This window comes from Sphingomonas sp. GW822-FHT03G08, from assembly GCF_058801135.1.
Genome location: NZ_JBXAMZ010000001.1, coordinates 549065 through 568673, shown reverse-complemented (window position 1 = coordinate 568673; position 19609 = coordinate 549065). Strand labels below are relative to the sequence as shown.

The 19609-nt window shown below is 65.6% G+C and carries 24 protein-coding genes; 22 read left to right on the top strand and 2 right to left on the bottom strand.

The window, feature by feature from the left end; translation table 11 throughout:
- Positions 1-154 precede the first annotated feature (154 nt).
- Positions 155-1348 carry a phosphoglycerate kinase gene (locus AC1RJ5_RS02455; protein ID WP_493111508.1) on the top strand — a complete coding sequence of 398 codons (1194 nt, stop codon included), beginning with the start codon at positions 155-157 and terminating at the stop codon, positions 1346-1348.
- A gap of 39 nt (positions 1349-1387) precedes the next feature.
- Here AC1RJ5_RS02455 and AC1RJ5_RS02450 read toward each other — a convergent pair whose 3' ends face one another.
- Positions 1388-1912 (bottom strand): TlpA family protein disulfide reductase, encoded by a 525-nt coding sequence (locus AC1RJ5_RS02450; protein ID WP_493111506.1) that lies wholly within the window; start codon positions 1910-1912, stop codon positions 1388-1390.
- 180 nt (positions 1913-2092) lie between these two features.
- On the opposite strand from AC1RJ5_RS02450, the gene AC1RJ5_RS02445 reads away from it, so the two are divergent.
- The 4 genes from AC1RJ5_RS02445 to AC1RJ5_RS02430 all read left to right on the top strand — a co-directional run bounded on the left by AC1RJ5_RS02445 (position 2093) and on the right by AC1RJ5_RS02430 (position 5038).
- Positions 2093-3007: a class I fructose-bisphosphate aldolase gene (locus AC1RJ5_RS02445; RefSeq protein WP_269575248.1), complete on the top strand. Its 915-nt coding sequence runs from the start codon at positions 2093-2095 to the stop codon at positions 3005-3007.
- Positions 3008-3009: 2 nt separating this feature from the next.
- A complete protein-coding gene (locus tag AC1RJ5_RS02440; RefSeq protein ID WP_493111503.1) occupies positions 3010-3489 on the top strand; it encodes a hypothetical protein in 480 nt (159 codons plus the stop codon).
- Complete coding sequence (locus AC1RJ5_RS02435; RefSeq protein ID WP_269575250.1) at positions 3486-3875, top strand: putative quinol monooxygenase; 390 nt, start codon at positions 3486-3488, stop codon at positions 3873-3875. The genes AC1RJ5_RS02440 and AC1RJ5_RS02435 overlap by 4 nt, the downstream gene beginning before the upstream one ends.
- 494 nt (positions 3876-4369) lie before the next feature.
- Entirely contained in the window at positions 4370-5038 is a 669-nt protein-coding gene (locus AC1RJ5_RS02430; protein ID WP_493111500.1) for an O-methyltransferase, read from the top strand.
- Here the strand turns inward: AC1RJ5_RS02430 and AC1RJ5_RS02425 are convergent.
- Positions 5035-5523 carry a DUF805 domain-containing protein gene (locus AC1RJ5_RS02425; protein WP_493111498.1) on the bottom strand — a complete coding sequence of 163 codons (489 nt, stop codon included), beginning with the start codon at positions 5521-5523 and terminating at the stop codon, positions 5035-5037. The genes AC1RJ5_RS02430 and AC1RJ5_RS02425 overlap by 4 nt on opposite strands.
- A gap of 116 nt (positions 5524-5639) precedes the next feature.
- On the opposite strand from AC1RJ5_RS02425, the gene thiE reads away from it, so the two are divergent.
- From thiE to nuoI, 17 genes are all read left to right on the top strand, one after another.
- Positions 5640-6329: a thiamine phosphate synthase gene (gene thiE, locus AC1RJ5_RS02420; protein ID WP_269575253.1), complete on the top strand. Its 690-nt coding sequence runs from the start codon at positions 5640-5642 to the stop codon at positions 6327-6329.
- 105 nt (positions 6330-6434) lie between these two features.
- A complete protein-coding gene (locus tag AC1RJ5_RS02415; protein ID WP_493111495.1) occupies positions 6435-7442 on the top strand; it encodes a L,D-transpeptidase family protein in 1008 nt (335 codons plus the stop codon).
- Between the two features lie 5 nt (positions 7443-7447).
- Positions 7448-8050: a M23 family metallopeptidase gene (locus AC1RJ5_RS02410; RefSeq protein ID WP_342249919.1), complete on the top strand. Its 603-nt coding sequence runs from the start codon at positions 7448-7450 to the stop codon at positions 8048-8050.
- Positions 8051-8205: 155 nt separating this feature from the next.
- Entirely contained in the window at positions 8206-8769 is a 564-nt protein-coding gene (gene efp / locus AC1RJ5_RS02405) for an elongation factor P (protein WP_184166428.1), read from the top strand.
- Positions 8770-8901: 132 nt separating this feature from the next.
- A complete protein-coding gene (locus tag AC1RJ5_RS02400; protein WP_342249918.1) occupies positions 8902-9717 on the top strand; it encodes an inositol monophosphatase family protein in 816 nt (271 codons plus the stop codon).
- A 180-nt stretch (positions 9718-9897) separates the two neighbouring features.
- Complete coding sequence (locus AC1RJ5_RS02395) at positions 9898-10272, top strand: NADH-quinone oxidoreductase subunit A (protein WP_086129639.1); 375 nt, start codon at positions 9898-9900, stop codon at positions 10270-10272.
- Positions 10263-10805, top strand: coding sequence for a NuoB/complex I 20 kDa subunit family protein (locus AC1RJ5_RS02390; protein ID WP_493111491.1), 543 nt, complete (start codon positions 10263-10265; stop codon positions 10803-10805). Before AC1RJ5_RS02395 ends, AC1RJ5_RS02390 begins: the two co-directional genes overlap by 10 nt.
- A gap of 5 nt (positions 10806-10810) precedes the next feature.
- Positions 10811-11716: an NADH-quinone oxidoreductase subunit C gene (locus AC1RJ5_RS02385; protein WP_493114612.1), complete on the top strand. Its 906-nt coding sequence runs from the start codon at positions 10811-10813 to the stop codon at positions 11714-11716.
- Positions 11716-12951: an NADH-quinone oxidoreductase subunit D gene (locus tag AC1RJ5_RS02380; protein WP_184166419.1), complete on the top strand. Its 1236-nt coding sequence runs from the start codon at positions 11716-11718 to the stop codon at positions 12949-12951. The genes AC1RJ5_RS02385 and AC1RJ5_RS02380 overlap by 1 nt, the downstream gene beginning before the upstream one ends.
- Positions 12948-13286, top strand: coding sequence for a nuclear transport factor 2 family protein (locus tag AC1RJ5_RS02375; RefSeq protein WP_269575257.1), 339 nt, complete (start codon positions 12948-12950; stop codon positions 13284-13286). Before AC1RJ5_RS02380 ends, AC1RJ5_RS02375 begins: the two co-directional genes overlap by 4 nt.
- On the top strand, positions 13286-13954 hold the full coding sequence (locus tag AC1RJ5_RS02370) for a complex I 24 kDa subunit family protein (RefSeq protein ID WP_493111488.1): 669 nt from the start codon (positions 13286-13288) through the stop codon (positions 13952-13954). The genes AC1RJ5_RS02375 and AC1RJ5_RS02370 overlap by 1 nt, the downstream gene beginning before the upstream one ends.
- The gene (locus AC1RJ5_RS02365) at positions 13954-14127 is read left to right on the top strand and encodes a hypothetical protein (protein ID WP_184166411.1); all 174 of its coding nucleotides are present in this window, start codon (positions 13954-13956) and stop codon (positions 14125-14127) included. Before AC1RJ5_RS02370 ends, AC1RJ5_RS02365 begins: the two co-directional genes overlap by 1 nt.
- Positions 14128-15426, top strand: coding sequence for an NADH-quinone oxidoreductase subunit NuoF (gene nuoF / locus AC1RJ5_RS02360; RefSeq protein WP_184166408.1), 1299 nt, complete (start codon positions 14128-14130; stop codon positions 15424-15426).
- Positions 15423-16052, top strand: coding sequence for a hypothetical protein (locus AC1RJ5_RS02355; protein ID WP_184166405.1), 630 nt, complete (start codon positions 15423-15425; stop codon positions 16050-16052). The genes nuoF and AC1RJ5_RS02355 overlap by 4 nt, the downstream gene beginning before the upstream one ends.
- A gap of 1 nt (position 16053) precedes the next feature.
- Entirely contained in the window at positions 16054-18054 is a 2001-nt protein-coding gene (gene nuoG, locus AC1RJ5_RS02350; protein WP_493111485.1) for an NADH-quinone oxidoreductase subunit NuoG, read from the top strand.
- Positions 18051-19103, top strand: coding sequence for an NADH-quinone oxidoreductase subunit NuoH (gene nuoH / locus AC1RJ5_RS02345; RefSeq protein WP_269575261.1), 1053 nt, complete (start codon positions 18051-18053; stop codon positions 19101-19103). The genes nuoG and nuoH overlap by 4 nt, the downstream gene beginning before the upstream one ends.
- On the top strand, positions 19100-19588 hold the full coding sequence (gene nuoI, locus AC1RJ5_RS02340; RefSeq protein ID WP_184166397.1) for an NADH-quinone oxidoreductase subunit NuoI: 489 nt from the start codon (positions 19100-19102) through the stop codon (positions 19586-19588). The genes nuoH and nuoI overlap by 4 nt, the downstream gene beginning before the upstream one ends.
- Positions 19589-19609: the final 21 nt, after the last annotated feature.

Below are 19609 nucleotides of genomic sequence, written 5' to 3'. Positions count from 1 at the left end.
CAACACCTGCCGTCATGCTGAACTTGTTTCAGCATCCAACACGCCTCAAACGGTATCGTTCGTGGAGAGTTGGACCCTGAAACAAGTTCAGGGTGACGGTGGGAGGGGAGGCCATGTTTGCCCCCCGCATCAACGACCAACCGCGAGGAAGAACATGACCCGCCCCTTCAAGACGCTCGACGACATGGGCGATATCGCCGGCAAGCGCGTGCTGGTCCGCGAGGACCTGAACGTGCCGATGGCCGATGGCCAGGTGACCGACGACACCCGGCTGCGCGCTGCGGTGCAGACCGTCGCCGAGCTGGCGGACAAGGGCGCGAAGGTTATCGTCCTCGCGCATTTCGGCCGGCCCAAGGGACAGCGCAATCCGGAGATGAGCCTGTCGCTCGTCACCCAGCCGTTCAGCCATGTGCTCGGCCGCGAAGTCCGCTTCATCGACACCGATGGCGCGGCCGAAGCAGTCGCGGCGATGGGCGAGGGCGATATCGCTCTGCTCGAGAACACCCGCTTCGACGCCGGCGAGGAGAAGAACGCGCCGGAGACGATCGCGGCGCTTGCGTCGCTGGGCGATCTGTACGTCAACGACGCCTTCTCGGCTGCGCACCGCGCCCATGCCTCGACCGAGGGCCTGGCCCACAAGCTGCCTGCCTTTGCCGGTCGCCAGATGGAAGCCGAGCTCGACGCGCTCGACAAGGCGCTCGGCAATCCCGAGCATCCGGTCGCGGCGGTGGTCGGCGGCGCCAAGGTCTCGTCGAAGCTCGACGTGCTGCGCCACCTGGTCGAGAAGGTCGATCACCTGATCATCGGCGGCGGCATGGCCAACACCTTCCTCGCGGCGCGCGGCGTCGATGTCGGCAAGTCGCTGTGCGAGCATGACCTCACCGGCACCGCCGAGGAGATCCTCGACGCGGCCGACCGCGCCAACTGCACCGTGCACCTGCCCTATGACGTGGTGGTGGCGAAGGAGTTCGCGGCGAACCCGCCGAGCCTGCGCACGGTCAACGTCCACGAAGTCGCGGCCGATGAGATGATCCTCGACATCGGCCCGGCGGCTACGGAAGCGCTTGCCGACGTACTCAAGACCTGCCGCACCCTGGTGTGGAACGGCCCGCTCGGTGCGTTCGAGACCCCGCCTTTCGACACCGCGACGGTGTCGCTGGCGAAGACCGCCGCGGCGCTGACCAAGGAAGGCCAGCTCGTCTCGGTCGCCGGTGGCGGTGACACGGTGGCGGCGCTCAACCAGGCCGGCGTCTCGGGGGATTTCACCTTCGTCTCGACCGCGGGCGGCGCCTTCCTCGAATGGATGGAAGGCAAGGAGCTGCCCGGCGTCGCCGCGCTGGCAGGCTGAAACCGGCCCTGGGGGCGCCCTGCGGCGTCCCCGCCCGGGCTATTTCACTTTCTCGTTGAGCAGCGGCACGAGCAGTTCGTTCAGCCGGTCGAGGTCTAGCGCCGCGGCCTTGGCGTAGCGGACGACGCCGTTGCGATCGATGATGATGTTGGTCGGCACGGCGTTCCCCACCACGTCATACGGCCCCTTGATCGAGCGCACCGGATCGATGTGCATCACGTCGAACAGCTTCTTGAGCTGATAGACCGGCAGCGAATCTTCCGTGGCGACGGCGTAGACGCGCAGCCCGGCATCCTTGCGCAGCTCATAATAGCGATCGAGCGTCGGCAGCTCCTTGCGGCAGGGCGCGCACCAGGTTGCCCAGAAGTTCAGGACGATGACGTTGCCGCGGAGCTCGTCGAGCGAGACCTTGTTGCCGCCGCGGATCAGCCGGAGCGTGAAGGGTGGGGCGGGCTGGCCGATCTTGACGGCTGCGACCATGGGCACCGGCGCCGGTGCGGCCCCGAGCAGCGAGAATGGCAGCGCGGCAAGCGCCAGCCGCGCGCAAAGTGCAGAAATCCCCATGGCTTTTCCCCCTCTAGCCCAGGCCATGCTGTCTCCGGCCCACGGCGCCGTCAAGCGCGGGATCGGAACCGCTCATCGCCGCTTGCAGAAAAGCTTGCACGGTGGCAGCGTTGTCAGGCTTTTCGCCTGCAAATCCGGGCGATAGGGGCTCCCCAACACCAGATATGCAAGGGGATACAGATGTCGATCACGCCGGCCGTAAAAGCCATTCTCGCGAACTATGAATCCGACAATCCCGGCGTGAAGGCGAACCTCGCCCGCATCCTGATGCAGGGCAAGCTGGGCGGCACGGGCAAGCTGATCATCCTGCCGGTCGACCAGGGCTTCGAGCATGGCCCTGCGCGCAGCTTCGCGGTGAACCCGGATGCCTATGATCCCCATTACCACTACCAGCTGGCGATCGACGCGGGCCTGAGCGCCTATGCCGCGCCGCTGGGCATGATCGAGGCGGGCGCCGACACCTTTGCCGGCCAGATCCCGACGATCCTGAAGGTCAACAGCTCGAACAGCTGGGCGACCAGCAACAACCAGGCGGTGACCGGCGGCGTCGACGACGCGCTGCGGCTGGGCTGCGCCGCGATCGGCTTCACCATCTATCCTGGCTCGGAAGACGTGTTCGAGATGATCGAGGAGATCAAGGAACTGCGCGCCGAAGCGGCTTCGGTCGGCATCGCCACGGTGATCTGGTCGTACCCGCGCGGCGGCAAGCTGAGCAAGGACGGCGAGCTGGCGCTCGACGTCGGCGCCTATGCCGCGCACATCGCGGCGCTGCTCGGCGCGCACATCATCAAGGTGAAGCTGCCGAGTGCGCATATCGAGCAGAAGGACGCGCAGAAGGTGTATGAAGGCACCGACTGGTCGAGCCAGGCCGACCGGGTGAAGCATGTCGTGAAGAGCTGCTTCAACGGTCGCCGCATCGTGGTCTTCTCGGGCGGGGCGGCCAAGGGCGCCGACGCGGTCTACCAGGATGCGATCGACATCCGTGATGGTGGCGGCAACGGCTCGATCATCGGGCGCAATACCTTCCAGCGTCCGCGCGCCGAGGCGCTGGCGATGCTCGACAAGCTGGTAGGCATCTACAAGGGCGAGCAATAAGCTTGGCCGCGAGCGAACACCCCTATCATCGCAGCCTCGCGCCGATGATGTGGGTGTTCGCCGCGCTGGCCGGGCTGGAGCTGGCGGTCGTCCATTTCCTGCTGGCACTGTGGGACTGGCGGGCTGCGCTGGCCGTCACGCTCGCCAGCCTGGCAGGCGTGGTGTGGCTGGTGCGCGCGATCCACTCGTTCCGGCGCCTGCCCGTGCTGGTGGATGGCGAGCGGCTGGTCCTGCGGGCGGGCCATATCGCCGGGGTCGAGGTTCCGGTGGCGCATGTCTCCGCGATACGCACCAGCTGGGAGGGCGCCGAGATCAAGCGGCGCGACGCGCTCAATCTCGGTCTGATCGCCTACCCGAATGTGCTGGTCGAGCTGGACGAACCGGTCATACGGCGGCGCAGGGCGATCCGGGCGGTGGCGCACCGCTTCGACGATCCGGCGGCCTTCATCGCGGCGCTGGAAGCGGCTAGGGTGGCCGCATGACCATTGCCCGCAGACCCGTTTTGGCCGGCTTCGCGCTCGCGATGCTGGGCGCGCCTGCCCTGGCCAGGGAGTTCCGGATGGAAGAAGAGCTTTACGGGATGGTCGGCAAGATCAAGGCGCAGCCGGGCAAGCGCGCCGAACTGGTCGCGCTGCTGAGCGGCGGCACCGCCGACATGCCGGGTTGCATCGCCTATCTGATCGCCGAGGATCTGGGCGATGCCGACGGCATCTGGATCACCGAAGTTTGGAAGACGAAGCAGTTCCACGCCGACTCGCTCAAGCTGCCGGCAGTGCGCGACGCGATCGCCAAGGGACGGCCGCTGATCGCGGGGTTCGAGACGCATGTCGAGACGCGGCCTGTGACGGGCGCCGGCATAAGGGGTTAGGCGCTAGTAACAGCCAGTCGCCAGGGTGCTGGCGTTGATCGGATCGAGCTGGGCCGGGCGCAGTTCGTTTTGAGGGAAGGCGTGGAGAAGCGTCCCCTTTGCGTCCCTGGCGAAGCGGATCCGGACCTGATCGCGTCTTCTGCCCCATTTGCCGTCGAGCTCTATTGCGCCATCAAGGATGCGATAGGTCCCGGAGGCGTTTCCGAAGCCGTTGTACCAGAGGAACTTGCCCGGAGCAGGGAAGCTGAGCGGCCCCGAATCGCAAGGGGCCGTGGGTGAGAGACGGATGAGGTGCCCGGGGAGCAAGCGGGCCAGCTCCGCCGCGGGGACTGGGGCCGGGTACTTCTTCGGCACGGGCGCCGGCGTTCCACAGGCGGCCAGCGCGAAAGAGCCCGCTAGAACGCCCCTTCGACAGAATCCGCGCATCCCTCTCCCCATTGGCGTGACTTTGGGCCATCGAGGATGGAACGGCAATCGGCATGAAGGAAGCGGGGATGACGCAGGATTGGGCCGCAGTGGACGGCTATATCGCCGGGAAGTTGCTGGGTAACGATCCGGTGCTGGAGGGCGCGCTCGCGGCCAATGCGGCGGGCGGACTGCCGCCAATCGACGTGTCGGCCGCGCAGGGCAGGATGCTCGAGCTGTTCGCGCGGATGTCCGGCGCGCGGCGCATCCTCGAAGTGGGCACGCTGGGCGGCTATTCCACGATCTGGCTCGCGCGGGCACTACCTGCGGACGGGCAACTGGTAACGCTGGAGCTGGAGCCGCATCATGCCGAGGTAGCGCGGGTCAATCTTGCACGGGCCGGGATCGGGGACCGCTGCGAGGTTCGGGTCGGGCCCGCGGTGGATACGCTGGCGGCGATGGTCGCGGCGGGCGAGGGGCCGTTCGACCTGGTCTTCATCGATGCCGACAAGCCGAGCAATGTCGCCTATCTGGAAGCAGCGCTGGCGCTCACCCGGCCGGGCGGCATGATCCTGGTCGACAATGTGATCCGCGAGGGAAACATCCTCGATCCCGACAATGCCGACCCGCGGGTGATCGGCACGCGGGCGCTGTTCGATGCGGTCTCCGCCGAGCCCCGCCTCGACGCCACCGCCATCCAGACGGTGGGCGACAAGGGCTGGGACGGCTTCCTGATGGCGATGGTGCGCGGCGGCTAGGCCTTGCCCGGCGGGACATGCTCGCGGAGCTCGCGCATTTGCCGCTCATAATGCTCGCGCGATTCCCAGCCGAGCGGATGCGGGCCGTAGGCGTTGGGACCGAAGGTGCCAGGCCAGAACAGCAGCGCGAGCCACAGGACGAGCGCAACGACGACGAGGATGCTCAACCCCGGCAAGGCGGCGAGCCCTGCCAGCCCGACGAAGCCGAGGAGCCACCAGCCCGGCTTGCCGATGTCGTGGAGCCGGGCGATGGCGACGACGATCAGCGCCAGGTCGAAAGCTGCCTCCAGCGCGACATACCAGAGCGGGAAGGCCGCCGGATGCGTGAGCGCGCCGGGGCGGAAGCCGAACTGGATCGCGCCGATGTCGATCTGCTGGAAGGCGAAGAACTTGATCGCCGAGAAGCCGAGGCTGCCGAGTACCAGCCACAGGAACATCGCGCCGCGGCCGCAGCGCCCGATCGGCCATTTGAACATGCTGAACATGCGAATCCCCCTTTTCGCCTGCTGATCGGAGTGATCCTGCCTTGGCGCGGGACGGGCTGTCACGCCCTTTCGATCGACAGTGGTGCAGCCAGGCGGGTTTCGCTAAGGCAGCCGGAATGACCGACCTTGATGAAGATGGCCTGCCGCCGCTCGACCCGAATTTCGCCGACCAGTTCGTGCGCGACGTGCGCCGCCCGAAGTGCCAGCTCTATTTGATCTCGCCGCTCGATGTGGCGGGGGCATTCCCGGAGCGGCTCAAGCGCGCGCTCGGCGCAGGGCCGGTGGCGGCCTTCCAGTTGCGGGTGAAGGGCGTCGACCAGCACGAGGCGGCACGTCTCGGCGAGCCGCTGCGCAGGATCTGCGCGGATGCGGACGTGGCATTCATCGTCAATGACGATGTCAGCCTGGCCAAGCGGCTGGATGCCGACGGCGTGCATCTAGGGCAGGGCGACGGCGATCCGCGCGAGGCGCGCGCGGTGCTGGGCCCGCAGGTGCAGATCGGGGTGACCTGCCATGACAGCCGCCACCTGGCGATGGAAGCGGGTGAGGCCGGCGCCGACTATGTCGCGTTCGGCGCCTTCTATCCGACCACGACCAAGGAAACCAACCACCGGCCCGAGCCGGTGATCCTCAGCTGGTGGTCGGCGTTGTTCGAGCTGCCCTGTGTCGCGATCGGCGGGATCACGCCGGACAACGCCGCGCCGCTGGTAAAGGCAGGCGCGGACTTCCTGGCGGTTTCCAACGCCGTATGGGGCGGGGACGAGGAAGCGGCGGTGAAGGCGTTCGCGGCGGTGCTGGCCGGCTGACCTATTCCGTCATCCCGGCGAAAGCCGGGATGACGATGCTTTCGAAACCAACCTAGAGTTCCAGCCGTTGTTCTTGCGGAACGTCGTCTGCAGGAGCTTGATTTGGTGCGGAAATTCCTTGGGCTGTCGGCTTATCTCGCCTGTGCCTCGCTCGGTCCCAACGCCCTCGCGCAGGCGGGAACTTCGGGCAAACCGCCGATCGACTATACCATCCTCCATGCCCAGGTGATCCTCGATCATCTCGGCTTTTCGCCGGGCATCCTCGATGGGCGGGATGGGCAGTCGCTCACTGCGGCGCTCAAGGGATTCCAGACTTCGCGCGGGATAACGCCCAGCGGCGAGCTCGATGCGTCGACGCTCAAGGCGCTGGCGCCCTATGCCTCGCTGCGGCCAGTGCGAAAGCTGACGCTTGATGCGGAGACCCTGAAGGGACCGTACATCAATCCGATCCCGAAGGATCCGGGGAAGCAGGCGAAGCTGCCGTCGCTCGGTTACACCCGTCCGCTCGAGAAGCTGGCCGAGATGTTCCACACCACGCCGGAGGTGCTGGTGGAGCTGAACCCGGGCGGCAAGGCGATCGGACCCGGGGCGGAGTTCGTCTTCCCCAATGCGCTGCCCGCATCGCGCGATTATCCGGCGGACATCAAGCCGGAGTGGCGCGCGACGCTCACCATGCTCAACGTCGAGGCCAAGGTGCCGGAGGCGGACCATCTCGTCGTCGACAAGAGCGAGAAGGTGCTCAAGGTGTTCGACAAGCAGGATCGCCTGGTCGCGCAGTTCAACGCGACCATGGGCAGCGAACATGATCCGCTGCCCATCGGCACGTGGAAGATCTATGGGGCGGACACCAACCCCAAGTTCCACTACAATCCCAAGCTGTTCTGGGACGCGAGGAAGGGCAGTGACCCGGCGATGTTGCCGCCGGGACCCAATGGCCCGGTGGGGGTGGTGTGGCTGGACCTGTCGAAGGAGCATTACGGCATCCATGGCACGCCCGAGCCGCAGCTGATCGGCCGCACCGAAAGCCATGGCTGCATCCGCCTGACCAATTGGGATGCGGCCCGGCTCGCGCTGATGGTCAAGCCAGGCACCAAAGCCGTATTCCAGGAATAGAGGCGATGCTGGTCTGGGCGAAACGGATCGGCTGGGGGATGGGCGCGCTGCTGTTGCTGCTTGCGCTGGCCTTCCTCTCGCTGGTCCGGATCACCGTCCAGCCAGCATCGGCGCCCGTGTCGCAATCGGCTGCAGTGGAGCCGACGGCACAGCCCGTTGCAGCCAATGGCGACCCGGTAGCGCTGATCATCCCGGTGGAAGGCGTCGCGGCGCGCCAGCTCAGTGACACCTGGGGGCAGAGCCGGGGTGGGGGTGCCCGCGAGCATCACGCGATCGACATCATGGCACCCCAGGGCACACCGGTGCTCGCCGCCGCCTCGGGCACGGTCGAGAAGATCTTCGAGAGCGTGAATGGCGGGCACACGATCTATGTCCGCACGCGAGACCGAACGACGATCCATTACTACGCGCATCTCGACAGCTATCTCGTCGCCGAGAGGCAGGCGGTACGCCAGGGCGAGCGGATCGCCACGGTGGGTAATACCGGCAGCGCGCAGGGCGGGGCGCCGCATCTCCATTTCGAGATCAAGTTGATGCAGCCGGGCGAGGGCTGGTGGCAGGGCCAGAACATAAATCCCTATCCGCTGCTGCGGGATGCCGATCGATAGTCCGTCAACAGGCAGGAAGCCGGTATCTCGCGCCGCAAAGGGACAGCGTGCGGCACGAGGCCCCGGCTTTCACCCGCGCGGGATGGCTTGCCGAAGACGCCGCACGCGGCTAAAGGCGCGCGCTCAGCTCTTTCTCAGTTCCATAGGTCTCGACCATGAAGATCAGCGGCGTGGACATCCGTCCCGGCAACATCATCGAATATGAAAACGGCATCTGGCGTGCCGTGAAGATCCAGCACACGCAGCCCGGCAAGGGTGGTGCGTACATGCAGGTCGAGCTCAAGAACCTTCGCGACGGCCGCAAGAACAACGTCCGCTTCCGCTCGGCGGAAACGGTCGAGCGCGTGCGCCTCGATACCAAGGACTTCCAGTTCCTGTATCCGGAGGGCGACACGCTCGTCTTCATGGACAAGGAAACCTACGACCAGACCACGCTGCCGCGCGACCTGCTCGGCGACGCGGCCGCCTTCCTGCAGGATGGCATGGACGTGGTGATGGAGCTCTATGACGAGGAAGCCATCAGCGTGCAGCTGCCCGACACGATCGAAGCGACGATCGTCGAGGCCGATGCGGTGGTGAAGGGTCAGACGGCCTCGTCGTCGTACAAGCCGGCCGTGCTCGACAATGGCGTGCGCATCATGGTCCCGCCGCATATCGCCTCGGGCACGCGCATCGTCGTCGATGTGTACGAGCAGGCGTACGTCCGCCGCGCGGACTAAGGACGAGCGGACGAGGCGGGTAGCCACGCTATCCGTCCGATCCGCCGGCCCGGGCCGGCGAGCAGAGCTCGACCGACGGCACAGGCTTCGCCTGCGCCGGGCCGTTTGGAAGTTTGTTGTAGGGAATTCGACTTGGTAGCCCATTCCGGCCTCATCACCGTCATGGAGCGCGCCTGCCGCAAGGCCGGCCCGCGCCTGCGTCGCGACTTCAACGAGGTCCAGCACCTCCAGGTCAGCCGCAAGGGCCCTGCCGACTTCGTCAGCATTGCCGACAAGCGCGCCGAGGACACGCTGATCGAGGAGCTGCAGAAGGCGCGTCCGGACTGGGGCTTCCTGGTCGAGGAGCGCGGCGAGATCGCCGGCGATCCGGACAAGCCGCGCTGGATCATCGATCCGCTCGACGGCACCAGCAATTTCCTCCACGGCATCCCGCATTTCTGCATCTCGATCGCGGTCGAGGATCCGCGGGGCGCCCAGGGCAAGCCCGAGGTGACGCACGCCTATATCTACCAGCCACTGACCGACGAGAGCTTCTGGTCGGAAAAGGGCCGCGGCGCCTGGCTGCAGGACCAGCGCCTTCGCGTTTCGGCTCGCCGTCACCTCGACGAAGCGCTGATCGCGACGGGTATTCCGTTCCTGGGCCATGGCAATTTCGCCGAATGGAGCCGCATCTTCGGTGCGGTCGCGCCGGAAGTGGCGGGGATTCGCCGGCTCGGCGCGGCCGCGCTCGATCTCGCCTGGGTCGCCGCCGGTCGTTTCGACGGCTTCTGGGAATCGGACCTCAAGCCCTGGGACGTCGCTGCCGGCATGCTGCTGGTGAAGGAAGCCGGTGGGTTCGTAACCGATTACCGTGGCCAGGACCTGGCGCGCGAGCGTAACCAGTATCTCGCCGCCAATGACGTCCTGCATTCGAAGCTGCACAAGCTGGTGGCCAGCGCGCTGCGCTGAGCAGCTCTCCTATAAAATAACGCATTTCAAAGGATTTACCCGGCCGCGTTGCCGGGTTTTTCCGTTTGGGGCCCATGTGGACTTATTGCGAGTGATTCTCAGGGGTTAGAACCCTTGCCGCACTCGGCTCATCGTCCTAAAGCCCCCGTCAGATTCCGCAGTCGCGAGAAGAGAAGGCCATTGGTCGACCTGTCACAATATCTGCCGATCCTGTTGTTCCTCGGGGTCGCCCTCGCGCTTTCCAGCGCCTTCGTGTTCCTGCCCATGCTGGTCAGCCGGCTGACGGGCTCGCACAAGCCGACGGAAGCAAAGCTCAGCGAATATGAGTGCGGCTTCCCCGCATTCGAGGATTCGCGCAGCCAGTTCGACGTGCGCTTCTACCTCGTCGCCATCCTGTTCATCATCTTCGATCTCGAAGCTGCGTTCCTGTACCCGTGGGCCGTCTCGGTCTTCTCGCTGGGCTGGACCGCCTGGATCTCGATGATGATCTTCATCGCCGAGCTCACGCTCGGCCTCGTCTACGCCTGGAAGAAGGGAGCGCTCGAATGGGAGTAGAGCTCACCACGACGCCGCCCTCGCCGGGAACCCTCCCGGACGTCGGCTTCCTGAACGACATCAATGCCGAGATCGGCGACAAGGGCTTCCTGGTCACGTCGACCGAGGAGCTGTTCCAGTGGGCCCGCACCGGTTCGCTGTGGTGGATGACTTTCGGCCTCGCCTGCTGCGCGGTCGAGATGATCCACGTCAACATGCCGCGCTACGACATGGAGCGCTTCGGTGCCGCGCCGCGCGCATCGCCGCGCCAGTCGGACGTGATGATCGTCGCCGGCACGCTGTGCAACAAGATGGCTCCGGCCCTCCGCAAGGTCTATGACCAGATGTCGGAGCCGAAGTACGTCATCTCGATGGGCAGCTGCGCCAATGGCGGCGGCTATTACCACTACAGCTACAGCGTCGTGCGCGGCTGCGACCGGATCGTGCCGGTGGACATCTATGTCCCGGGCTGCCCGCCGACCGCCGAAGCGCTGCTGTATGGCATCATGCAGCTGCAGCGTAAGATCCGCCGCGTCGGGACGATCGAACGATGAGCGCCGTGAAGACCGTGGCGCCGCGCTATGCGTCGAACGAAGGCGTGATCGACGCGGCCAAGGCCGCGCTCGGTGACATCCTGGTGCACGCCGAGGACAAGGTCGGCGAAGTGAACCTGACGCTCGACCGCGACCGCGTGGTCGAGGGCATGACGCTGCTGCGTGACACGCCCGGCCTCGAGTTCCAGCAGCTCATGGAAATCGCCGGTGTCGACTATCCGGAGCGCGCCGAGCGTTTCGAAGTGGTTTATTGCCTGCTCAGCCTGACGCGGAACCACCGCATCAAGGTGAAGGCGATCACCGACGAGGAGCAGCCGGTTCCGTCCGTCACGGGCATCTGGCCGGTCGCCGGCTGGCTCGAGCGCGAAGTGTACGACATGTACGGCGTGCTCTTCTCGGGCAACACCGACCTGCGCCGCATCCTGACCGACTATGGTTTCGTCGGCCATCCGCAGCGCAAGGACTTCCCGCTGACCGGCTTCGTCGAACTGCGCTATTCGGAAGAAGCGAAGCGCGTGGTCTATGAGCCCGTCACGCTGGCCCAGGACTTCCGTACCTTCGACTTCATGAGCCCGTGGGAAGGCGCCGAGTACATCCTGCCCGGCGACGAGAAATATGTCGCGCCGACGCCGCCGGCCCCGCCGCCTGCACCGGCTGCCAAGCCCGCACCTGCTCCGGCCGCTGCGCCGCAGCCCGAGGCCAAGGGCGCGCCGACGCCGCTGACCGCCGACGAGATTCGCAAGCCGGCTCCGGCGGCCAAGCCGACCAAGGCAAAGGTGACCAAGCCCAAGACCAGCGACAGCACCGCCGACACCGGCGCGGGCAAGTCGGGTCCCGAGGCCGGCCCGGAGCCCGCCGAAAAGAAACCCCGCAAGCCGCGCGTCAAGAAGGCGCCGGAGGGTGAAGCGTAATGGCTGATTATCTCGACGAGATCGAAGGCGTCATCGACGGCGGCAAGCCGGAGAAGGGCGACACGGAGATCGCGAACTACACGATCAACTTCGGCCCGCAGCACCCGGCGGCCCACGGCGTGCTGCGCCTGGTGACCGAGCTGGACGGCGAGATCATCGAGCGCGTCGATCCGCACGTCGGTCTGCTCCACCGCGGCACCGAGAAGCTGATCGAGTACAAGACCTACACCCAGGCGCTGCCGTATTTCGATCGCCTCGATTACTGCTCGCCGCTGGGCATGGAATACAGCTATGTGCTGGCGGTCGAGAAGCTGCTCGACCTCGAGGTTCCGCTGCGCGGCCAGTATCTCCGCGTGTTCTTCGCCGAGCTGACCCGCATCTGCAATCACATGCTGAACCTCGGTTCGCACGTGATGGACGTTGGCGCGATGACGCCGAACCTGTGGATGTTCGAGATCCGCGAGGACTGCCTGAACTTCTTCGAGCGTGCTTCGGGCGCGCGCATGCACTCGAACTATTTCCGCGTGGGCGGCGTCCGTCAGGACGTGCCGCTCAAGCTGCTGACCGACATCGCGGAATGGCTCGACACGCGCCTGCCGCGCCTGTTCGGTGACGCGATCAGCCTGGTCGCGGAGAACCGCATCTTCCTGCAGCGCAACGTCGACATCGCGGTGGTGAGCCGCGAGGACGCGGTGGCCTGGGGCTTCTCGGGCCCGATGATCCGCGGCGCGGGCATTCCGTGGGACCTGCGCAAGTCGCAGCCCTATGACGTGTACGACCGCATGGACTTCGAAGTGCCGGTCGGTACCCGCGGCGACTGCTATGACCGGTTCATGGTCCGCGTCGAGGAAGTCTACCAGTCCGCGCGCATCATGAAGCAGTGCCTCCAGCAGATGCCGGAAGGCCCTGTGCTCACCCTCGATCGCAAGGTCGCGCCGCCCCGTCGCGGTGAGATGAAGCAGTCGATGGAAGCGCTGATCCACCACTTCAAGCTCTTCACCGAAGGCTATCACGTGCCTGCCGGCGAAGTATATGTCGCAACGGAGAGCCCGAAGGGCGAGTTCGGCGTGTATCTGGTCTCGGACGGCACCAACAAGCCGTATCGCTGCAAGATCCGCCCGACCGCATTCAGCCACCTCCAGGCGATGGACTTCATGTCGAAGGGCCACATGCTCGCCGACATCACCGCCATCCTGGGTGCGCTCGACATCGTGTTCGGGGAGTGCGACCGGTGAGCGCCGACCGCATTGCGATCACCCATCAGATGATCGCGCACTACAATGCGCAGGACGCCGACGCTTATGTCGAGCTGATGACCGACGGTGCCTGCGAGGCGGGTTATCGCGGCGCGGTGCTGCGCGAGGGCAAGGAAGGCGTGCGCTCGGGCCTCAAGGCGATGTTCGCCGAGTTCCCGCAGAACCGCGCCGAAATCCTGACCAGCTATGCGCTGGGCGATACCGTGGTCCTGCACGAGAAGGTCGCGCGGTCGCCCGAGAGCGATCCGTTCGAAGTTATGTCGATCTATTCCTTTGCCGACGGCAAGGTCGATCGCGTGGAGTTCATTCGTTAATGGCTGACGCACCTCAACTCCCCGATGAAGCGGAGGTCCGCGCGCGCTGGGGCAATTTCCAGTGGACGCCGGAGAACGCCGACAAGGCACGCGAGATCATGGGCCGCTATCCGGCGGGCCGGCAGATGTCGTGCACCATCCCGTATCTGGATCTCGCCCAGCGCCAGGTCGGCGCCGAGACCAATACCCAGGGCTGGCTGCCGATCCCGGTGATCGAGTTCATCGCGAAGCAGCTCGACATGCCGTATATTCGCGTGTTCGAAGTCGCGACCTTCTACACCATGTTCAACCTGGTGCCGGTCGGCCGCTTCCACGTGCAGGTCTGCGGCACCACGCCGTGCATGCTGCGCGGTTCGGACGACGTGATGGCCGCGTGCAAGGCGCGGGGCCTCAAGAAGGGCCACACCACCGAGGACGGCCTGTTCACGCTGACTGAAGTCGAGTGCATGGGCAATTGCTCCTCGGCGCCGATGGTGCAGATCAACGACGATAACTTCGAAGATCTCACCTATGATCGCACGCTGACGATCCTCGACGCGCTGGCCAGGGGCGAGAGCCCCAGGCCCGGCACGCAGGAGCCCGGCCGCCACACGGTCGAGCCGCTCGGCGCGCCGACCAATCTGGCCGCGATGGAAACCGCGAACCACGATTATCGGGGTGAGTGGTGATGAAGCAGGAGACCAAGAACCTTGTCTTCGTCATCCTCGCGATCATCGGCGGCATCGTCGTGCTCGGCTGGGCGCTCAAGCTGGCGTTCAAGCTGGTCGGCATCGCGATCGTGCTCGGCCTGGCCGTGCTCGCATATATTTTCATTCAGAACATGGTGGGGAAGGGTCGATAGATGCTCGCGGATAAGGACCGCATCTTCACCAATGTCTACGGTTTCCAGCCGTGGAACCTGCCGGCTGCCCAGAAGCGCGGCGATTGGGACAAGACCAAGGATCTGATGTCGATCGGCCAGGACGCCATCATCGACAAGATCAAGGCGTCGGGCCTGCGTGGCCGCGGCGGCGCGGGCTTCCCGACCGGCATGAAGTGGAGCTTCATGCCCAAGGAACCGCGCCCGGATCGGCCGAACTTCCTGGTGATCAACGCCGACGAGTCCGAGCCGGGCTCGTGCAAGGACCGCGAGATCATCCGCCACGATCCGCACAAGCTGATCGAAGGCGCGCTGATCGCCGGCTTCGCGATGCGTGCGCGTGCCGCCTATATCTACATCCGCGGCGAGTATATCCGCGAGGCCGAGACGCTCTTCGCAGCCGTGAAGGAAGCGTATGACGCCGGCCTGCTCGGCAAGAATGCGTGCAAGTCGGGCTATGACTTCGACGTGTTCGTGCACCGCGGTGCCGGCGCGTACATCTGCGGCGAAGAGACCGCGATGCTCGAGAGCCTCGAGGGGAAGAAGGGCCAGCCTCGCCTGAAGCCGCCGTTCCCGGCGGGCGCGGGCCTCTATGGCTGCCCGACCACGGTGAACAACGTCGAGTCGATCGCGGTTGTCCCGACGATCCTTCGCCGTGGCCCCGAGTGGTTCTCCAGCTTCGGCAACGAGAACAACCGCGGCACCAAGCTCTTCCAGATCTCGGGTCATGTCGAGAAGCCGTGCGTGGTCGAAGAGGCCATGTCGATCCCGTTCCGCGAGCTGATCGAGAAGCATTGCGGCGGTATCCGTGGCGGTTGGGACAATCTGCTCGCGGTGATCCCGGGCGGTTCCTCTGTGCCGCTGGTTCCGGCAGCGCAGATCATGGACTGCCCGATGGACTTCGACGGCCTGCGCGCCCTCGGTTCCGGCCTCGGCACCGCGGCGATCATCGTCATGGACAAGTCGACCGACGTCGTCCGCGCGATCAGCCGCCTGTCGTACTTCTACAAGCACGAGAGCTGCGGCCAGTGCACGCCCTGCCGCGAAGGCACCGGCTGGATGTGGCGCGTGATGGAGCGCCTGCGCACCGGCGACGCCGATATCAGCGAGATCGACACGCTGCAGCAGGTGACCAAGCAGGTGGAAGGCCACACGATCTGCGCGCTCGGCGACGCAGCGGCGTGGCCGATCCAGGGTCTGATCCGGCACTTCCGCCCCGAGCTCGAGCGCCGCATCAACGAGCGCCAGGCCGGCAACGGCATGCAGGAGGCCGCGGAGTGAAGGCCGCACTGGCCTTTATCCTTGCAGCGGGCTGTGCCCTCGGCGCGGTCGCGCCTGCGCATGCGCAGAGCGACGGTGGTGCCGAGGCGCGGAAGAACCGCGACGCCGAACGGAATGCCATCGAGCTGATGGGCTGCCTCGCGCGCAGCGAAAAGCGCCAGGCCGCCGCGGTGATCGGGCTCGAGCCCGGTTCCGAGGCCGAGGGTAAGGCATTCATGGGCCTGTTCGACAGTGCCCGCATGTGCGTGCCGCGCGGCAAGAAGGTGAACACGCAGGGTGTGAACCTGCGCGGCGTGCTTGCCGAGGCGCTGTATGTGCGCACCTTCCGCGATGCCGGCCCCGCTTCGGGTGCCGCGCAGCCGGACTGGCTGAAGCAGCCGACGCACGCTGCCTATGCGGTCGTCCAGTGCGCCGCTGAGAAGGATCCGGTTGCGGCCGATCGCCTGCTCCGCACTCAGTGGCATTCGCCCGAGGAAGTCGCGGCCGCGGATGCGCTGCTGCCCACGCTCCAGACCTGTGCGAATGGCCGCCAGGTCAATTTCGATCGCGTCACCCTGCACGGGCTGATCGCGGAAGCATTGTTCAGGGCGCGCGGCGGCTTGTCCGCGTCCGAGGGAAATAGCTGAGATGCCAAAGCTAACCGTCGACGGAATTGAAGTGGAGGTGCCTGCGGGCGCCACCGTGCTCCAGGCCTGCGAGGCCGCGGGCAAGGAAATTCCGCGCTTCTGCTATCATGAGCGCCTGTCGATCGCCGGCAATTGCCGCATGTGCCTCGTCGAGGTGAAGCCCGGGCCGCCCAAGCCCCAGGCTTCGTGCGCGCTGCCCGCCGCCGACAACCAGGAAATCCGCACGGACTCGCCGATGGTGAAGGCCGCACGCGAAGGCGTGATGGAGTTCCTGCTGATCAATCACCCGCTCGACTGCCCGATCTGCGATCAGGGCGGCGAGTGCGACCTGCAGGACCAGTCGGTCGCCTATGGTCGCGGCCACTCGCGCTACACCGAGAACAAGCGCGCTGTGACCGAGAAGTACATGGGTCCGATCATCAAGACGATCATGACCCGCTGCATCCAGTGCACCCGCTGCGTTCGCTTCGGCGAGGAAGTGGCTGGCGTGGAGGATATCGGCGCGATCTATCGCGGCGAGAACATGCAGATCACGACCTATCTCGAGAAGGCGTTCAAGAGCGAGCTCTCGGGCAACGTCGCCGACCTCTGCCCGGTCGGTGCGCTGACCCACAAGCCGGTCGCCTTCGAGTATCGCTCGTGGGAGCTGAAGAAGAACCTCTCGATCGACGTGATGGACGCGGTCGGCACCAACATCCGCCTCGACAGCCGTGGTCGTCAGGTGATGCGCGTGCTTCCGCGGATCAACGAGGACGTCAACGAGGAGTGGGCGCACGACAAGACCCGCTATCATGTCGACGCGCTGGTTCGCCGCCGCCTCGACAAGCCCTATGTCCGCAAGGACGGCAAGCTGGTTGAAGCGAGCTGGGACGAAGCGTTCGACGCGATCGCTGCTGCTGCCAAGGGCGCCGGCTCGAGTGTTGCCGCGATCGCCGGCGACCTGGTCGATTGCGAGACGATGTTCGCCGCCAAGTCGCTGGTGAAGGCGCTGGGTTCGGACCTGCTCGAAGGGCGCCAGACCGGCCTGTCCTATGACGTGTCGAACCTCGGCTCGGTGGCGTTCAACACGACCATCGCCGGCATCGAGGAAGCGGACGCGATCCTGCTGGTCGGCTCGAACCTGCGTTTCGAAGCCCCGCTGATCAACACGCGCATCCGCAAGGCGATCAAGAAGGGTGCGAAGGTCTTCGCGATCGGCGAAGAGACCGACCTGACCTACAAGGTCGAATGGCTGGGTAACGACCTGGGCCTTCTCGCCAAGCTGCCGGCTTCGGCCGCCGAGGCGATCGACGCAGCGAAGAAGCCTGTCCTGATCGTCGGCCCGGCCGCGCTCAAGGAAGGGCAGGGCGCCACGCTCGCCATGGCTTCGGCTTTCCAGCGTGATGGCTGGAACGGCTTCAACGTCGTCCACACCGCCGCTGCGCGCATGGGCGGGCTGATGCTCGGCTATGCCCAGAAGGGCGGTATCGCGGACATCGTTGCCGCCGCGCCTAAGCTCGCCTTCTTCCTCGGCGCCGACGAAGTGAACTTCGAAGGCTTCAAGGACAGCTTCAAGGTCTATGTCGGCCACCACGGCGACAATGGCGCGCATCATGCGGACGTCATCCTGCCGGGCGCGACCTATGCCGAGAAGCCGGGCACCTATGTGAACCTGGAAGGTCGCGTGCAGCGTGCCGACCGTGCCGTGTTCGCGCCGGGCGACGCTCGTGAGGACTGGACGATCCTGCGCGCACTTTCGGATCGCCTGGGCCACACGCTCCCGTTCGATACGTTCGAGCAGCTGCGCGCCCAGATGGCGAGCGAAGTTCCGGCGCTGGGCCAGGAAGGCCTTGCCGGCTACGAGTTCTCGCCGCCGAAGCTCGCCGCCAAGGCATCGGGCCCGGTCGGCTATGCCGTCGCCGATTTCTATCTCACCAACGCCATCTGCCGTGCCTCGCCGACCATGCAGCGCTGCTCGGCCGAACTGATCCACGGCGAAGACTTCGCAGAGGCCGCAGAATGACGTCCTGGTTTACCTATCTCGGCCTCCCGTTCGGCCTGGCGTGGTTCGTCGCCACGCTGATCGACATCCTGGTCATCGCACTGCCGCTGATGCTGGCCGTGGCGATGGTCATCTATGTCGATCGCAAGATCTGGGCCGCCATGGCGCTGCGCCGCGGCCCGAACGTGGTCGGCCCGCTCGGCCTGCTCCAGTCCTTCGCGGACGGCCTCAAGGTCTTCCTGCAGGAAACGATTATTCCGTCGGGCGCCAACAAGACGCTCTTCCTGCTCGGCCCGATCATCACCTTCACGGTCGCGCTGATCGTGTGGGCGGTGGTGCCGTTCCAGTTCGGCGTGGTGCTGGCCAACATCAATGTCGGCCTGCTCTACGTGCTCGCGGCCTCGTCGCTCGGCGTCTACGGCATCATCCTCGCCGGCTGGGCTTCGAACTCGAAATACCCGTTCTACTCGGCGATCCGTGCGGCCGCGCAGATGGTGAGCTACGAAGTCTCGATCGGCTTCGTGCTGATCTCGATCGTGCTGTGGACCGGTTCCTTCAATATGACCGACATCGTCGAGCATCAGAAGGGCCATGTCCTCGGCATCTTCAACTTCTATGCGCTGAACCCGCTGCTGTTCCCGATGGCCGTGGTGTTCTTCATCTCGTCGCTCGCCGAAACCCAGCGCGCACCGTTCGACCTTACCGAGGCCGAGAGCGAGCTCGTCGCGGGCTATCAGACCGAATATTCGTCGATGGCCTTCGCGCTGTTCTGGCTGGGCGAGTACGGCAACGTGCTGCTGATGAGCGCGCTGAACGCGACGCTGTTCTGGGGTGGCTATCTGCCGCCGCTGGATCTCCCGATCCTCTACTGGATCCCGGGCATCATCTGGCTGCTGCTCAAGATCAGCTTCGGCTTCTTCCTGTTCAGCTGGGTCAAGGCCACGGTGCCCAGGTACCGCTATGACCAGCTGATGCGCCTGGGCTGGAAGATCTTCCTGCCGCTGTCGCTTCTCTTCGTCTTCCTCGTTTCCGGGTACCTCATGCTGACCCGGGTTGGAGTGCCCGCATGAGCACCGTCGCCCATTTCATCAAGACCTGGACTCTCTGGGAGTTCGTGAAGGCGCACGCCCTGACCTTGAAGTATTTCTTCAAGCCCAAGGCGACCATCAACTATCCCTATGAGAAGAACCCGCTCTCGCCCCGCTTCCGCGGCGAGCATGCGCTGCGTCGCTATCCCAATGGCGAAGAGCGCTGCATCGCGTGCAAGCTGTGCGAGGCGGTGTGCCCGGCGCTGGCGATCACGATCGAAGCCGAGCCGCGCGAGGACGGCAGCCGCCGCACCACGCGCTACGACATCGACATGACCAAGTGCATCTATTGCGGCCTTTGCCAGGAAGCATGCCCGGTCGATGCGATCGTCGAAGGGCCGAACTTCGAGTTCGCCACCGAAACCCGTGAGGAGCTGATCTATCAGAAGGAAAAGCTGCTCGCGAACGGTGACCGCTGGGAGCGCGCCATCGCCGCGAACCTTGCCGCCGATGCACCGTATCGTTAAGCGCACGCCAATCTACAGGGG

What these genes read in the sequence shown, in the direction of transcription:
- nuoF (WP_184166408.1), top strand. Translation starts at nt 14,128, where the DNA reads ATGCTCGCGGATAAGGACCGCATCTTCACCAATGTCTACGGTTTCCAG.
- thiE (WP_269575253.1), top strand. Translation starts at nt 5,640, where the DNA reads ATGACCGACCTTGATGAAGATGGCCTGCCGCCGCTCGACCCGAATTTC.
- AC1RJ5_RS02445 (WP_269575248.1), top strand. Translation starts at nt 2,093, where the DNA reads ATGTCGATCACGCCGGCCGTAAAAGCCATTCTCGCGAACTATGAATCC.
- nuoG (WP_493111485.1), top strand. Translation starts at nt 16,054, where the DNA reads ATGCCAAAGCTAACCGTCGACGGAATTGAAGTGGAGGTGCCTGCGGGC.
- efp (WP_184166428.1), top strand. Translation starts at nt 8,206, where the DNA reads ATGAAGATCAGCGGCGTGGACATCCGTCCCGGCAACATCATCGAATAT.
- AC1RJ5_RS02435 (WP_269575250.1), top strand. Translation starts at nt 3,486, where the DNA reads ATGACCATTGCCCGCAGACCCGTTTTGGCCGGCTTCGCGCTCGCGATG.
- AC1RJ5_RS02365 (WP_184166411.1), top strand. Translation starts at nt 13,954, where the DNA reads ATGAAGCAGGAGACCAAGAACCTTGTCTTCGTCATCCTCGCGATCATC.
- AC1RJ5_RS02370 (WP_493111488.1), top strand. Translation starts at nt 13,286, where the DNA reads ATGGCTGACGCACCTCAACTCCCCGATGAAGCGGAGGTCCGCGCGCGC.
- AC1RJ5_RS02455 (WP_493111508.1), top strand. Translation starts at nt 155, where the DNA reads ATGACCCGCCCCTTCAAGACGCTCGACGACATGGGCGATATCGCCGGC.
- AC1RJ5_RS02390 (WP_493111491.1), top strand. Translation starts at nt 10,263, where the DNA reads ATGGGAGTAGAGCTCACCACGACGCCGCCCTCGCCGGGAACCCTCCCG.
- AC1RJ5_RS02430 (WP_493111500.1), top strand. Translation starts at nt 4,370, where the DNA reads ATGACGCAGGATTGGGCCGCAGTGGACGGCTATATCGCCGGGAAGTTG.
- AC1RJ5_RS02425 (WP_493111498.1), bottom strand. Translation starts at nt 5,523, where the DNA reads ATGTTCAGCATGTTCAAATGGCCGATCGGGCGCTGCGGCCGCGGCGCG.
- AC1RJ5_RS02450 (WP_493111506.1), bottom strand. Translation starts at nt 1,912, where the DNA reads ATGGGGATTTCTGCACTTTGCGCGCGGCTGGCGCTTGCCGCGCTGCCA.
- nuoI (WP_184166397.1), top strand. Translation starts at nt 19,100, where the DNA reads ATGAGCACCGTCGCCCATTTCATCAAGACCTGGACTCTCTGGGAGTTC.
- AC1RJ5_RS02410 (WP_342249919.1), top strand. Translation starts at nt 7,448, where the DNA reads ATGCTGGTCTGGGCGAAACGGATCGGCTGGGGGATGGGCGCGCTGCTG.
- AC1RJ5_RS02380 (WP_184166419.1), top strand. Translation starts at nt 11,716, where the DNA reads ATGGCTGATTATCTCGACGAGATCGAAGGCGTCATCGACGGCGGCAAG.
- nuoH (WP_269575261.1), top strand. Translation starts at nt 18,051, where the DNA reads ATGACGTCCTGGTTTACCTATCTCGGCCTCCCGTTCGGCCTGGCGTGG.